The sequence below is a fragment of the Microbacterium testaceum StLB037 genome, from assembly GCF_900104345.1.
GTDB classification, from domain to species: Bacteria; Actinomycetota; Actinomycetes; order Actinomycetales; family Microbacteriaceae; genus Microbacterium; species Microbacterium testaceum_A.
The window spans coordinates 422979-436814 of sequence record NZ_FNJN01000001.1 but is presented as its reverse complement, the minus strand read 5'-3'; the positions used below and the strand labels follow the sequence as shown (position 1 = coordinate 436814).

Below are 13836 nucleotides of genomic sequence, written 5' to 3'. Positions count from 1 at the left end.
GAGACAACGGAGGTTCCCATGGCCGTCACGAGCGAAGCCACCACCGCCTGGAAGGGCAGCCTGTTCGAAGGATCGGGTGAGGTCACGTTCACCTCCTCGGGCATCGGCACGTTCGACGTGAACTGGAAGGCCCGCAGCGAAGGCTCGAGCTCGGTCACCACCCCCGAGGAACTTCTCGCCGGTGCCCACTCGTCGTGCTTCAGCATGGCGCTCTCGAATGCCCTCGCCGACAACGGCACCCCGCCCGAGTCGGTCGACGCGACGGCGTCGATCACCTTCAAGCCCGGCACCGGGATCACCGGCAGCCACCTCAACGTGAACGCGGTCGTGCCCGGGCTCGACGACGAGACGTTCCAGAAGATCGCCGCCGATGCCAAGGCGAACTGCCCCGTGTCGCAGGCGCTCGCGGGCATCGACATCACCCTCGAGGCCACGCTTGCCTGAGACCCCGGCCCGACGCGTCGTCCTCGCCGGCGCGTCGGGCCTCATCGGCTCGGCCCTGCTCGACTCGCTGCGCGGCGACGGCGTCGAGGTCACCTCGCTCGTGCGCCACGAGCCGACCGCCCCGCACGAGGTGCAGTGGCTGCAGGATGCCACCCCGCTCGACCCCGACGTGATCGCCGGGGCCGACGCCGTGGTGTGCCTGAACGGCGCATCGATCGGGCATTTCCCCTGGACCCCCTCGTACAAGAGCACCCTGCTGTGGTCGCGCATCACCCCGACGCGCACCCTGGCCACCGCGGTCCGTGCGCTGGGCGGCGACGCCCCGGCGCTCGTGAACGCGAGCGCGACCGGTTTCTACGGTTCGCAGCCCGGAGCCGTCCTGACCGAGGACTCGAAGCGCGGCACGGGCCTGCTCGCGGACATCTGCGTGGATTGGGAGCACGAGGCACGAGCCGCCGGAGATTCGGCGCGGGTGGCGATGCTGCGCACCGCCCCCGTCGTGCACGAGCAGGGAGTGCTCAAGCCCCTCCTCCTGCTGACCAAGCTCGGCATCTCGGGCCCGATCGGCCGCGGCACCCAGGTGTGGCCGTGGATCTCGCTCGACGACGAGGTGCGCGCGATCCGCCACGTCATCGATTCCGATCTGTCGGGACCCGTGAACCTCACCGGCCCCACGCGCGCGACGGCGAACGACCTCGGTTTCGCCCTCGCCCGCCGCATGAATCGTCCGTACCTCGTGCGCGCGCCGATCTGGGGCGTGAAGCTCGCCCTCGGCTCCGACGCGACCGAGGCGCTGCTCACCTCCGACGCCGACGTGCGCCCGACGGCCCTCGAGGACAGCGGGTTCACGTTCTCTCACCGCACGGTCGAAGAGGCCGTGGCCTCGGCCGTGCCGGCGCACGACGCCGCCTGACGGGACGGAGGGGAGGCCGGACGCTCACGCCCCCTCCCCTCCGCTGCCCGGGGCACCCGGGGCCGGGAGCGAGCTCGTCGGGGCCGCAGAGCGGGGTTCCGCGAAGAAGTCCTCAGGCGGCGCGGCGCTCGGATGTCTCGAGACGGATGGCCGTGCGGATCGCATCCCGCGCGCGCCGACGGTCGCCCGCCGCGTCGTACGCGAGGCCCAGCCGGTAGCGCGCGCGCCAGTCGTCGGGGTGTTCTTCGACGTCCGCCCGGTAGCGCGGGAACAATGCGTCGCCGTCTTCGCGTTCGATGCGCCCGCTCGGGCGCACGGGGAGGTCTTCATCGGGCAGTCCGCCCTCGGCATCCAACCGCTCCCCCAGTTGCTGGGCGCGCACACCGAACCACAGTTCGCGGCCGATCGCCCAGATCGCCAGGGCCGGAAGCACGAGCAACGCCACGCCCATCACGACGCCGACGGTCTCTCCGCTCGTCAGCAGAACGATGGCCCGCTGCCCCGCGAGCGCGACGTACATCAGCAGCAGCACCGTCATGACGGCGACCGCGACGCGCACTCTCATGCGCTGGTGACTCCCGCGACCTGGCCCGACACGTCGCCGTCGGCGATCGGAGCCTCGGGCGCGAGGGGACGCGTCCGCACGCCGATGTCGATGAAGCTGTCGAGACCCACGTGCACGCCGCGCGCGTCGCGCGCTGCGGCCAGGGCGATCCGGATGCCGGGAGCGTAGGCCTTGGCGGGCTCGATCGTGTCGTGCACGATCGTCAGCGACTCCCCCGCTGCCGAGAGCACCGTCTCTTGGCGGGCGACGACACCCGGGCGACGCAGCGAGTGAATGGGGACGGATGCCACGCGCTGTCCGCGAGCACGCTGGTCGACATGGGGAGACTCGACGGGGCCGACGTCGGCCCGCGCCGCCGCGATGAGCTCGGCGGTGCGCACCGCCGTCCCGCTGGGAGAATCGATCTTCGTCTCGTGGTGGGCCTCGACGATCTCGATCGAGGGGAAGAACGGGGCCGCCGCCGCCGCGAGGGCGCTGCCGATCACCGAACCGAGCGAGAAGTTGGGGATGAAAACGGCGCCCGTTCCGCTGGCATCCACCAACGATCGGACGAGGGCGATGCGTTCGTTCGACCAACCCGAGGTGCCCACCAGGACGTTGATGCCGCGCTCGACCGCCGCGCGGACGACGTCGATGGAGACGGCGGGGGTCGTCGCGTCGATCACGAGATCCGCGCCGTCCATCTCGCTGAGCGGAGAGGCCGAGGTGAGCACCGCGGTGACCTCGTAGCCCTCTTCGGCCTCGACGACCGCCCTGATCACCCCGCCGAGCTTTCCGGTTCCGCCCACGATGGCCACACGCGTCGTCATAGGTCCAGCCTAGGCGCGAGCGCACGGCGTCGCGGCGTTAACCACAGACGCGCCGCGCGAAGCTCAGACCGGAAGCGGGTCGACCAGCCCGGTGCGCAGCTCGACCGGCAGGTGCGCGAGGTCGTTGTGCGACAGGAGGGTCCAGGGCCGGCCCTTCTTCTGCGCGATGACCGTCAGACCGCAGTAGGCCTGGTTGATGGTCATCCAGCGCCACTCGGGCGCCTGCAGCACCTCGCGGACGAACCACGAGATGACGAAATTGTGCGTGATGACCAGCTCGTGGACCTCACCGGCCTTGCGGGCGAGGAACTCGGCGGTGGCATCGGCCATCTGCGCGCGGCCCGCATCGATCTCGGCCTCGGTCACCGAACCGAAGAAGGGCTCGAACACCGAGGGCGTCTCGGGCGTCATACCGGTGGGGATGCAATCGAAGAGAAGCGCCGAGGACTCGGGAGTGACGGCGGGCAGACGGTCGGCGACGGCGCGGGCTGTCTGCGCCGCGCGTTCGAGAGGCGAGTGCCAGACGGCGTCGAGCGGGAGTCCGGACAGACGGTCGGCCAGCAGGGCGGCCTGACGCTGACCCCGCGGCGACAGTGGGCCGTCGGTGAGGCCGTGCTCGGCATCCTGGTGCTCGCCATGGCGCACCAGGTAGATGTAGTGCGTCACGTCAGCTCACTCCGTCGTCGATCCGCCGTCCCCCGGCCCTCATCGACCAGCCTACGTCACACCCCCGACAGGGGGCCGATCACTCCGCGGCGCGCGCGATATCCGAGAGGTGCGCCCGGCTGAGCCGCACGCCGACGGCGCGCATGCACTCCACGACGTGCCGGGGCGCGAAGGCGTTCACGATGGGCGCCGTCACGATCTTCTGAGCCAGCAGCCAGGCCACCGCCACCGCGGCATCCGGGAGGCCGAGTTCGCTGCCCACGGCGTCGAGGGCGCGCAGTACGCGCGAGCCCCGCCGGTTCAAGTGCGCGGCGACCTGCGTGCCGCGCACCGACTGCGAGGACTGTCCTCGAGTGCGGGTCTCGCCGGCCAGGAAGCCGTGGGCGAGCGGATGCGAAGGAGTGACGGCCATGTTCTGCGCCGAGGCGATGAGACGCACGTCGCCTTCGAACTCCGAGCGGCGCAGCACGTTGTACGGCACGTCGAGCACCGTGATGCGCGGGTACCCCGCCGATGACAGGATGCGAGCCTCGACGAGCTGGGCGGCGGTGTAGCCGTGCGCGCCGATCGCGCGTACCTTGCCCGCGTCGACGAGCCACTCGCTCGTGGCCAGGGTGTCCTCGAGGAGCGCCTTGTCGCCCCGGGCGGCGTCGAGCGACAGCACGTCGATGCGATCGGTGCCGAGGCGCGTGAGCGAGGCCTCGACGGCGCGCACGAGGTTGACGGAGTCGAGCCCGGGGTTGTCGGGGTGACCGCCGATGCGGACCGTCAGGACGGTGTCGTCGCGCATGCGGCGGGTGCGCAACCATTCGCCGATGATGAACTCGCTGCGCCCCGCCGCGTAGCTGTCGGCGGTGTGCAGCGCGTTGCCGCCGAGCTCGGCGTAGGCGTCGAGGATCTCGTGGCTCGCGCGCGCGTCGACGTTCCACCCGAACTCTCCCCCGCCGAGGAACAGCGGGAAGACGTCGAACCCCGTCTCGCCGAGCGGAACGCGCACGTGCGAACCCAGCCCCGGCCCCTGCAGGGTGATGGGTGACGACGGATGCGGGGCTCGATCTCGACGCAGGCGCGGCGTGGCCGTCTCATCGACGCCCGAGCCGCTCATGGTGAGGTCCTCTCCCACAGTGCCGGGTGACGATACGGAACAGCGCCCGTATCACCACGCCCCCCGACGTACTACGAGGCTAGGCCTTCCTCGTGACCGCTCCGTCGATTGCCCCGCCGCGCCGATAAACATTGCGTAACGCTTCCGCGTCGCTCGCCACGTGCGTCACACCCGTCACACGACGGATGCCCGCCCCGCACGAAGCGGGACGGGCATCCGGTCAGCGAGAAGGATCAGCCTTCGGCGGGAGCCTCGGGGCCCTCGCTCGCGGCGGCCGAACTCTGCGTGTCGGCGGGCTCGGGCGTGGTGGCCTCCTCGTCGAGCACGGGCTCGAGCGAGAGCTTGCCGCGGTCGTCGATCTTCGTGATGCGCACGAGGATCTTGCGACCGACCGAGAGCACGTCTTCGACGTTCTCGACGCGCTTGCCACCGGCGAGCTTGCGGACCTCGCTGACGTGCAGCAGGCCGTCCTTGCCGGGAAGCAGCGAGACGAACGCACCGAAGGTCGCGATCTTGACGACGGTTCCGAGGAACTGCTCGCCCACCTCGGGGTTGGTCGGGTTGGCGATCGCGTTCACCTGGGCGCGGGCCGCCTCGGCCGAGGGGCCGTCGGTCGCACCGATGTACACGGTGCCGTCGTCCTCGATCGAGATCTGGGCGCCGGTCTCGTCCTGGATGGAGTTGATCGTCTTGCCCTTGGGTCCGATGAGCTCGCCGATCTTGTCGACCGGGATCTGCACGCTGATGACGCGGGGCGCGGTGGGCGCCATCTCGTCGGGAGCGTCGATCGCCGAGTTCAGGACGTTGAGGATCGTGAGGCGAGCCTCCTTGGCCTGGGTGAGGGCGGCGGCCAGCACCGACGACGGGATGCCGTCGAGCTTGGTGTCGAGCTGGATCGCGGTGATGAACTCGCTCGTGCCGGCGACCTTGAAGTCCATGTCGCCGAGGGCGTCTTCGGCGCCGAGGATGTCGGTCAGGGCGGCGTAGCGCGTCTGTCCGTCGACCTCGTCGGTGACCAGGCCCATGGCGATACCGGCGACGGGGGCGCGAAGGGGCACACCCGCGTTCAGCAGCGACAGGGTCGATGCGCAGACCGAGCCCATCGACGTCGAGCCGTTGGAGCCGAGGGCCTCGGACACCTGACGGATCGCGTAGGGGAACTCCTCGCGGCTGGGGAGCACCGGGACGAGCGCGCGCTCGGCCAAGAAGCCGTGACCGATCTCGCGACGCTTCGGCGAACCCACGCGACCGGTCTCACCGGTCGAGTACGGCGGGAAGTTGTAGTGGTGCAGGTAGCGCTTGCTCGTGATGGGCGAGAGCGAGTCGATCTGCTGCTCCATCTTGAGCATGTTCAGCGTGGTGACGCCCAGGATCTGGGTCTCGCCGCGCTGGAAGATCGCCGAGCCGTGGACGCGCGGGATGACCTGCACCTCGGCGTCGAGCGGGCGGATGTCGGCGAGTCCGCGGCCGTCCATGCGGACGCCCTCGGCCAGGATGCGACCGCGGACGATCGTCTTGGTGACCGACTTGTACGCGGCGTTGAACTCGAGGGTCGCGACGGCGGGCAGCTCGCCCGACTCGACGGCGGCGACGAGCTGCTCCTTGACCGAGGTCTTGACCTCGTCATCGGCGTTCTGACGCTCCTGCTTGTCGGCGATCTGGTACACGGGCACCAGACGGTCGTAAGCGCGACCGGCGACGAAGTCGTAGGTCTCCTGGCTGTAGGCCGGGAAGACGGGGAACGACTGGATCTCCTTGGCCGCGGTGCGCGCGACCTCGTTCTGCGCGTCGACGAGCTGGCGCAGGAAGGGCTTGGCGGCCTCGAGGCCCTCGGCGACGACCTGCTCGTTCGGCTTGGTCGCGCCGCCCTTGATCATGTTCCAGCTGCCCTCGGTGGCCTCGGCCTCCACCATCATGATGGCGACGTCGCCGTCGTCGAGCACGCGGCCCGCGACGATGAGGTCGAAGACGGCGTCCTCGAGCTGCGTGACGGTCGGGAAGGCGACCCACTGGTCGGCGTTCTCGCCCTGACCGGGGATGAGCGCCAGGCGCACACCCGCGATGGGACCCGAGAACGGCAGACCCGAGATCTGGGTCGACAGCGAGGCGGCGTTGATCGCCAACGCGTCGTAGAACTCGCCGGGGGCGATCGACAGCACGGTGACGACGATCTGCACCTCGTTGCGCAGGCCGTCGACGAACGACGGGCGCAGCGGGCGGTCGATGAGGCGGCACACGAGGATGGCCTCGGTGGAGGGGCGACCCTCGCGGCGGAAGAACGAGCCGGGGATCTTGCCGGCGGCGTACGAGCGCTCCTCGACGTCGACGGTCAGCGGGAAGAAGTCGAATCCTTCACGCGGGTGCTTGCCGGCGCTGGTGGCCGACAGCAGCATGGTCTCCTCGTCGAGGTAGGCGGCGACTGCGCCCTGAGCCTGCTGAGCGAGGCGTCCGGTTTCGAACCGGACGGTACGGGTGCCGAAACGGCCGTTGTCGAGAACGGCTTCAGCGGCGGTGATTTCTGGACCTTCCAAGAGGTCCCTCCTTCTTTGTTTAGGCTCGCCGCCCCGTGTGGGCGACGAGCTGACATGCGAAGGAGCAGGAACAGGCAGAAAGGGCGCGCCGACGAATCGACCCGGAATCCCGGCGACTGGCCACCAGTAGACGACCACCCGGCATACGACGGGGAGTCCACCACAGGGGACCAGCGTCTGCCGGCCTGCTCCGTGAGCTCATATGTAGTTGAGCCGATGCCACGACGGCATCCCTCGCCACCCTACCAGCGACGACCCGTTCCGGGTGGGCAGCGCACGACGTCGTGCTCTACCGTGACCTCATGGGCCTCATCCGTCGCACGAGTCACACGCTTCTCGCGTGCGTCCTCGCCGGCGCGGCCCTCGCCCCCGTCCCCGCCTCCGCGGCGGTTATCGGCGCGGGGTCCGTGGCTCCCGTCGCCGCGGTCGACGAGAGCGCCGTCGCCCGGGTGCGGGCGGAGTTGGATGCCGCGGAGGCCGTCGCCGTGGCCGCGTCGCGCCGTGCCCTCGACGCGTCGGCGACCGCCGAGCAGACGCGACTGCTGGCCGAGACGACCGCTGCGCGCGCGGCAGCGCTGAGCGCCGAGAGCGCCTCGGCCGACGCCGCCGCGACCTCGAGCGCCACGGCCGCCGGCGCGAGCGCCGCGCGGCTGTACCGCACCGTGGGCGGCGGCCCGCTGGTGGCGCAGCTGCTCACGGATGCCGATCCCGATTCGCTGCTGGAACGGCTCGGCATCCTGGATCGGGTCTCGGAGGTCGCCGCGCGCACCGCGGGTCGCGCCCGCAGTACGGCCGACGTCGCGACCTCGCTGCGCGAGCAGGCCGAGCAGGCGCGGGACGAAGCCGCGCGCGTGGCCGCCGACGCTCGAGCCACCGCGGCGGCGGCGCAGAGCGATGCGGACGCCGAGGCGGCGACGGTGCGCGAGACGCAGGGCCGCCTCGACGATCTCTACGCCCAGCTCGCGGCCCTCAGGGCGACGACCGCCGCTCAGGAGCGCGCGGCGCGCGAGGAGCAGAAGGTGCAGCGCGATGCGGCGCAGCCCGGCGGATCCGCCGGCGGGGCGAGCACCGGTGGCGGTGCGGCTCCGGGCGGCGGCGGGACGACGGGCGGTGGTGGAGCGGCCGGCGGCGGTTCCGCCTCGACCGGGGGCGGCGCGAACAACGGCTCATCGGGCGGCGGAAGCGGCTCGACCGGCGGCTCGGGCGGCGGCGGCTCGGGGGCGGGGTCGACGGCTCCGGCCGGTCCGATCATGAGCCCGAGCGAGGCGCGGTCCGCGGCGCGCGGCGCGATCGGCCGCTACGGCTGGGGTGACGACCAGTTCTCCTGCCTCGTCTCGCTGTGGAACCGCGAGTCGGGATGGCGGGCCGACGCCTACAACGCGGGCAGCGGTGCCTACGGCATCCCTCAGGCTCTCCCCGGCGACAAGTTGGCCTCCGCCGGACTCGACTGGCGCACCAACGCCGTCACCCAGATCTCCTGGGGCCTGTCGTACATCGGCTCGCGGTACGGCTCCCCCTGCGGCGCGTGGGATCACTCCCAGCGCACCGGCTGGTACTGACACCCCGCGGCGAGCGCGCAGGCGACGCAGACGGGCACCGGGTCGCTCGGTGCAGGCACCGGCCGCGATCTCAAGGTCTCAGACCGCGTCGGCGCGCTCGCGATCACCACGGGTGGGCAGCTCGATGTAGCCCGCGTGCTTGGCGACGATCCCGTCTCCCGCCGTCCGCCCGCGCACGCGGCGCCACACCCACGGCAGAGCATCGCGCGTGAGCCAGGTACCACGCGGACGCTCGGCCTCGTCGGCGTGCAGCGCCTCGTCGAGACCGAGCAGCGCCCGCGCGTCGGGCACGCCCAGGGATTCCGCCCCGCGGTAGGCGACGAGACGGTGGCCGGCCGAACTGAGGTGCACGAGGTCATCGGCCCACATCGGCGCCTCGCCGATCTCGCCCACGGCCTCGAGGTCGAGCAGGATCGCGCCCTGCTCCGCCGCGATCCGGCGCAGGTGCACGTTGTACGCCGCGAACCGTCGGGCGAAGATGCGCGCGGCGGGCCGTCGCGGCAGGAACGTCGTCACCAGCAGCACATCGGCACCGGTCCGTCGCACCGCGCGCACCGCCGATTCGACCTCGGCCACCAGCGCCGGGAGCACGGGCGCCGGCCCCACGAGATCGTTCGCACCGATGAGGATCGACACCAGGTCGGGCTTCAGAGCGAGAGCGGCGGGGATCTGCTCGTCGATCAGGTGCCGCACCCGACGACTGCGCACGGCGAGATTCGCGTATCGGAACGGCCCCTCGTCGGTGGTGCCGGCGAGGAGCTCGGCGAGACGGTCGGCCCAGCCGCGGAACTGCCCCGACGGCATCCGCGAGGCGTCGCACAACCCCTCGGTCAGCGAGTCCCCGAGGGCAACGAAACGCGTCCACCGTCCTCGAGTGCGGGATGCCGCGGTGCCGGCCGGTCGTGGACTGCCGCGCCGCAGCAGGCTGTCGTCGACGCGGCGCAGGGCGATCGCGTCGCGGTAGTGCTCGATCAGCGACCCGGTCAGCGCCGCCCACGTGCGTCCCTCCACCGAGCCGCGCGCCGCGCGGGCGAAGGCGCGGCGTTTGGCGTCGTCGCCCACGAGGTCCGCGACGCGCGCGCGCAGGTCGTCGAGGTCGCCGGGCTTGTAGAGCCACCCGTCGACGCTCGAGCGCACGAGGTCGAGGGGACCGCCGACACCCGTCGCGACCACCGGCACACCGCTGGCGAGCGCCTCCTGAATGGTCTGACCGAAGGTCTCGCTCTCCCCCGGGTGCACGAACACGTCGAAGCCCGCGAGGGTCGACGCGAGCTCCGAACCGCCCAGGTGGCCGGTGAACACGGCATCCGGGATCGCCTTCTCGAGGGCGGGACGCGAGGGGCCGTCGCCGACGATGACCAGCCGCGTGTCGGGGAGGTCGGCGAGGGCGCGGAGGTCGTCGACCTGCTTCTCGGGCGCCAGGCGACCGACGTAGCCGATGATGCGCTCGCCGTTCGGGGCGATCCGCGCCCGCCACCGGTCGTCGCGGTGCTCGGGGGCGAAGCGCACGGCATCCACTCCCCTGCCCCACCGGCGGATGCGGTCGACGCCGAGGTCCTCGAGCTGCCGGGTCGACGCCGACGAGGGCGCGAGCGTCAGGGTCGCCCGGCGGTGCAGGCGTGAGACGTGTCCGGCGACGAGAGCCGTCGCGTGCGGCAGTCCGTACTTCTGCGAGTAGGCGACGACGTCCGTCTGGTAGACCGCGACCGAGGGGATTTTCAGTGCGTCGGCGGCCGCGAGACCCTGCCACCCCAGCACGAACGGCGATGCCAGGTGCACGACGTCGGGGTCGAAGTCGCGCAGCAGGGCTCCCAGGCGCGCGGCCCGGGCGAAGACCACGCGCACCTCGGGGTACGACGGCAGGGGAACCGAACGCAGCAGCTCGGTGCGGGCTCCGTGCAGGTCGGCGGTGACGTCGCCGGATTTGGGGGCGATCACGAGCGTCTCGTGGCCCGCCTCCGCCAGATGGCGCAGGACGTGGAGAACGGAACCGGTGACCCCGTTCATGTGCGGGAGGAAGGATTCGGCCAGCAGCGCGACTCTCACGAGACCAGGGTGAGGCGTGTCGCGGCCTCGCGGGGGCCGTTCGCGCCCGACGTTCGCGATGTTCACCGGATGCTTCGCCGGGCGTCACCCCCGCGTCGGCGGGGCGTCTCGATCAGCGGCGGAGAGTGACGGAATGGACGGAGTCGACGCCTGGCTGCAGGCGATCGCGGCGAGCCCGTGGGCCCTGCCCGCGATGGCACTGCTCGTGTTCGCCGACGCGTTCCTCGTCGTGATCCCCGGTGAGGCCGCGGTCACGGCGTTCGGTGCCCTCGCCGTCGCCCACGGCACTCCCCCGCTCGCCGCGGTGATCCTCGTCGCGGGGGCCGCGGCCTTCGCCGGCGACCTCGGCTGCTATCTGGTGGGACGTCTCGTGGGCGTCGAGCGCTGGGCCTGGATGCGCGGGCCCCGCGTCTCCGCCGCCCTCGACTGGGCGCGGGCGCGCCTCGAACGCAACGCCGCCGTCGTGCTCTTCACCGCGCGGTTCGTGCCCTTCGCGCGGCTCGCGGTCAACCTCGCGGCCGGGGCGGCGCGGGTGAATCCGGCGCGGTACCTGGGGGTCGCGGCGCTCGCGGCCCTCGCGTGGGCGGCGTACCAAGCGGTGATCGGGGCGGTCGTCGCGGCGCTCGTGCCGGGCGGTCCGGTGGTGGCGGTGGTGGTGTCGATCGTCGTGGCCGTGGGGATCGGCGTCGGCATCGATCTGGTGCTCGCGCGGCGGGCGAAGCGCCGGGCGGCCGCGCGCTCCTGACCCTCGCGGAATCGGACGATCGCGCCGTGTCGGATCTCGCGCGGTCGTGCGTCCTATTCCGGTGCGAATCTGCGATTCTGCTCGCGCCGATCCCGGATGCCGTCACCCGGCGCCTCAGCCCAGCGCGAGCGTCTGCTCGGCGGCGTCGACGAGGGCCCGGCCGTACGACGGCCCGTGTCCGGCGGCGTGCACGGCGAGCGGATGCAACTGGTGCACGGGCACGCGCTCGCTGCAGCCGTCGCGCAGTGGGCGCACCCGGTCGTAAGCGTCGACGATCCGCTCGAGGAAGGGGCACCCGAACAGCGCGAGCATCGCGAGATCGGTCTCGCGATGACCGCCCTGCGCTGCCGGGTCGATCAGCACGACACCCTCCTCGCCCCACAGCACGTTGCCCGCCCAGAGGTCGCCGTGCAGACGGGCGGGCGGCTCGTCGTCGTCGAAGGCCCCCGCCGCGATCAGCGCGCATGCGCGGTCGACGACCTCGGCTCCGGATGCCGACAGGTTGCCGGCCGCGAGGGCGATCGGCACGAACGGCTCGACGCGCTGCGCCGCGTAGAAGACGCCCCAGGTCGGCTTCGGCCGCGCCGGCTGTGGGCGGCTGCCGATGAAGATGTCGCCCGTCCAGCCGGGCGGCGGCGAGCCGAATGCCTCGGCCCCCGCGTCGTGGGTCGCGGCGAGCGCGGCACCGAAGGCGTCGGCGGCCTCCGCGGAGGGACGCGCCTCGGCGATGCGCTCCAGCACGATTCGCCGGTCCGCGACCTCGATCACCTCGGCGATGCGCGCGCCGCCCGCCTCGGCGAGCCAGCGGAGCCCGGCGGCCTCGGCGGCGAAGAACCCCGCGGCGGCGTCGGGGCGGGTCTTCACGTGCTGTTCCATCGACCCAGTCTGTCGCGATGTCGGAGGTCACCGGCACGATGGGGGCATGAGCGACGGCTACGACCCGGACTTCCTCGGCATCCCCCTGCCCCTCCCTTCTCCTGAACAACCCACCACGCGGCTCGACTACCCGCGCTTCAGCGTGCTGCTCGACGAGCAGCGGCGCTTCGCGACGGTCACCGCCGTGGTCATCGACGGCGCCCGCCTGCTCGACCTCGCGCGAACCGGTGAGTGGCGACTCGATCCCCGCGTTTCCGCAGACGCGCAGGCAGGGCCTGACGTCTACAGCCGCAACGACCTCGACCGCGGGCACCTCGTGCGTCGGCGCGACCCGGGCTGGGGCTCCACCGCTGAGGCGCGCGAGGCCACCGAGGCGACCTTCTTCTACACGAACGCCGCCCCACAGGCCGCCGGCTTCAACCAGTCGAAAGAGTTCTGGCTCGGTCTCGAAGACCACGTGCTGGCCTACGCCGAGACGACCGACCAGCGCCTCGCCGTGTTCACCGCGCCGGTGCTCGCCGACGACGATCCGCCTTATCGCGGCATCCGGGTGCCGCTGCGCTTCTGGAAGATCGCCGCGTGGCGCGAGGGCGATGCACTCGCCGCGGCCGGTTTCGTGCTCGATCAGAGCGACCTCGTCGACACCCGGCAGGGCCTCGTCGTGCCGCCCCTCGGGGCGTTCCGCACGTTCCAGGTGCCGATCGCCGACCTCGCGACCGAGGCGGGCGTCGACGTCGGACCGCTCGTCGAGGCCGACACCTTCGTTCGTCGCGGCCTGCGACCGGTCGCCGCGCGCGAACTGCGCAGCACCGACGACATCGTGCTGTGAGGCGCAACGCAGGCGGCTGAGCCCGTCGAAGCCCCCGGTCGCGGGCGGGGCGGCGGCGCTCCTCAGCGCACCCGCACCGCGTGCAGCACCGTGTCGGTCGCGGGACTCGTGTGCCCGTCGCGCAGCTCGGAATCAGCGGAGCCGCGCGTCACCTGCTCGCAGCGCTCGACGCCGAAACGGTCGTCGAGCGCGCCGCGCAGCAGCTCGGGCGTGTAGAGGATCGCCGGGTCAGAGGGTCCGTGCCCGCCCGCGGCGATGTTGTCGACGTCGTGGCCGAGCACGATGAGGGTTCCCCCGGGCGCCACCCATTCGGCGATGCGCGCGATCGCGGCGGCGTTGTCGTCCAGGTGCAGGTAGCACGACACCACGAGATCGACGGATGCCGCGGGCTCGAACTCGTGCACGTCGGCACGCACCCACGAGACGGCGTCGCCGCCCGGGCGGGCTGCGGCGAGCGCGAGACCAGCGCTCGAGAAGTCGACGCCCGTGGTCTCCCACCCGCGCTGCGCCAGCCAGAGGGCCGTGCGCCCGTCGCCGGTTGCGACGTCGATCGCGGAGCCCGGCGGCAGCGCGCCGGCGATCTCGCGGACGACGGCGGGAGGCTGGGTGGCCCACACTCCCCCGGCGGAGGCGCGATAACGCTCGTCCCACTGCGTGGCATCCATTCGGTCTCCTCCGGCTCGCTCCCCACCCTAGATCCGCGCGCGGGCGCCCCGGCGCGACCCCCGCACCCGCATCGGATTCGGAC

13 protein-coding genes are annotated in these 13836 nt (G+C 72.1%); 5 read left to right on the top strand and 8 right to left on the bottom strand.

What is annotated here, in order from left to right; all coding sequences use genetic code 11:
• The first annotated feature begins 18 nt into the window (after nt 1-18).
• Both BLS25_RS02000 and BLS25_RS01995 read left to right on the top strand, forming a co-directional pair.
• Nucleotides 19-444: an OsmC family peroxiredoxin gene (locus BLS25_RS02000; protein WP_056227360.1), complete on the top strand. Its 426-nt coding sequence runs from the start codon at nt 19-21 to the stop codon at nt 442-444.
• Entirely contained in the window at nt 437-1357 is a 921-nt protein-coding gene (locus tag BLS25_RS01995) for a TIGR01777 family oxidoreductase (protein ID WP_074694233.1), read from the top strand. The genes BLS25_RS02000 and BLS25_RS01995 overlap by 8 nt, the downstream gene beginning before the upstream one ends.
• 112 nt (nt 1358-1469) lie before the next feature.
• Here the strand turns inward: BLS25_RS01995 and BLS25_RS01990 are convergent, their stop codons facing one another.
• The 5 genes from BLS25_RS01990 to BLS25_RS01970 form a co-directional block, all read right to left on the bottom strand.
• A complete protein-coding gene (locus BLS25_RS01990) occupies nt 1470-1922 on the bottom strand; it encodes a hypothetical protein (protein ID WP_074694232.1) in 453 nt (150 codons plus the stop codon).
• Nucleotides 1919-2731, bottom strand: coding sequence for a 4-hydroxy-tetrahydrodipicolinate reductase (gene dapB, locus BLS25_RS01985; RefSeq protein WP_074694231.1), 813 nt, complete (start codon nt 2729-2731; stop codon nt 1919-1921). The genes BLS25_RS01990 and dapB overlap by 4 nt, the downstream gene beginning before the upstream one ends.
• A gap of 63 nt (nt 2732-2794) precedes the next feature.
• A complete protein-coding gene (locus tag BLS25_RS01980; protein WP_056227348.1) occupies nt 2795-3397 on the bottom strand; it encodes a histidine phosphatase family protein in 603 nt (200 codons plus the stop codon).
• 79 nt (nt 3398-3476) lie between these two features.
• Nucleotides 3477-4502: an aldo/keto reductase gene (locus BLS25_RS01975; RefSeq protein ID WP_056228473.1), complete on the bottom strand. Its 1026-nt coding sequence runs from the start codon at nt 4500-4502 to the stop codon at nt 3477-3479.
• A gap of 233 nt (nt 4503-4735) precedes the next feature.
• Complete coding sequence (locus tag BLS25_RS01970) at nt 4736-7033, bottom strand: polyribonucleotide nucleotidyltransferase (RefSeq protein ID WP_056227345.1); 2298 nt, start codon at nt 7031-7033, stop codon at nt 4736-4738.
• Between the two features lie 302 nt (nt 7034-7335).
• On the opposite strand from BLS25_RS01970, the gene BLS25_RS17020 reads away from it, so the two are divergent.
• Nucleotides 7336-8592, top strand: coding sequence for an aggregation-promoting factor C-terminal-like domain-containing protein (locus BLS25_RS17020; RefSeq protein ID WP_218128154.1), 1257 nt, complete (start codon nt 7336-7338; stop codon nt 8590-8592).
• A gap of 78 nt (nt 8593-8670) precedes the next feature.
• Here BLS25_RS17020 and BLS25_RS01960 read toward each other — a convergent pair whose 3' ends face one another.
• Nucleotides 8671-10638: a GDSL-type esterase/lipase family protein gene (locus tag BLS25_RS01960; protein ID WP_074694411.1), complete on the bottom strand. Its 1968-nt coding sequence runs from the start codon at nt 10636-10638 to the stop codon at nt 8671-8673.
• A gap of 133 nt (nt 10639-10771) precedes the next feature.
• Between BLS25_RS01960 and BLS25_RS01955 the strand changes: the two genes are divergently transcribed.
• Nucleotides 10772-11383, top strand: a complete 612-nt coding sequence (locus tag BLS25_RS01955) for a DedA family protein (RefSeq protein WP_074694229.1) — start codon at nt 10772-10774, stop codon at nt 11381-11383.
• A 114-nt stretch (nt 11384-11497) separates the two neighbouring features.
• Here the strand turns inward: BLS25_RS01955 and BLS25_RS01950 are convergent, their stop codons facing one another.
• Nucleotides 11498-12259 (bottom strand): fructosamine kinase family protein, encoded by a 762-nt coding sequence (locus BLS25_RS01950; protein WP_074694228.1) that lies wholly within the window; start codon nt 12257-12259, stop codon nt 11498-11500.
• Between the two features lie 46 nt (nt 12260-12305).
• Between BLS25_RS01950 and BLS25_RS01945 the strand changes: the two genes are divergently transcribed.
• Complete coding sequence (locus BLS25_RS01945) at nt 12306-13088, top strand: DNA/RNA non-specific endonuclease (protein WP_074694227.1); 783 nt, start codon at nt 12306-12308, stop codon at nt 13086-13088.
• Nucleotides 13089-13150: 62 nt separating this feature from the next.
• Here the strand turns inward: BLS25_RS01945 and BLS25_RS01940 are convergent, their stop codons facing one another.
• Entirely contained in the window at nt 13151-13753 is a 603-nt protein-coding gene (locus BLS25_RS01940; RefSeq protein WP_056227330.1) for a class I SAM-dependent methyltransferase, read from the bottom strand.
• Between the last annotated feature and the right edge of the window lie 83 nt (nt 13754-13836).

Bases quoted from the DNA above. Each gene is read 5' to 3' on its own strand.
- BLS25_RS02000 (WP_056227360.1), top strand. From the start codon at position 19: ATGGCCGTCACGAGCGAAGCCACCACCGCCTGGAAGGGCAGCCTGTTC.
- BLS25_RS01990 (WP_074694232.1), bottom strand. From the start codon at position 1,922: ATGAGAGTGCGCGTCGCGGTCGCCGTCATGACGGTGCTGCTGCTGATG.
- dapB (WP_074694231.1), bottom strand. From the start codon at position 2,731: ATGACGACGCGTGTGGCCATCGTGGGCGGAACCGGAAAGCTCGGCGGG.
- BLS25_RS01975 (WP_056228473.1), bottom strand. From the start codon at position 4,502: ATGAGCGGCTCGGGCGTCGATGAGACGGCCACGCCGCGCCTGCGTCGA.
- BLS25_RS17020 (WP_218128154.1), top strand. From the start codon at position 7,336: ATGGGCCTCATCCGTCGCACGAGTCACACGCTTCTCGCGTGCGTCCTC.
- BLS25_RS01955 (WP_074694229.1), top strand. From the start codon at position 10,772: ATGGACGGAGTCGACGCCTGGCTGCAGGCGATCGCGGCGAGCCCGTGG.
- BLS25_RS01950 (WP_074694228.1), bottom strand. From the start codon at position 12,259: ATGGAACAGCACGTGAAGACCCGCCCCGACGCCGCCGCGGGGTTCTTC.
- BLS25_RS01945 (WP_074694227.1), top strand. From the start codon at position 12,306: ATGAGCGACGGCTACGACCCGGACTTCCTCGGCATCCCCCTGCCCCTC.
- BLS25_RS01940 (WP_056227330.1), bottom strand. From the start codon at position 13,753: ATGGATGCCACGCAGTGGGACGAGCGTTATCGCGCCTCCGCCGGGGGA.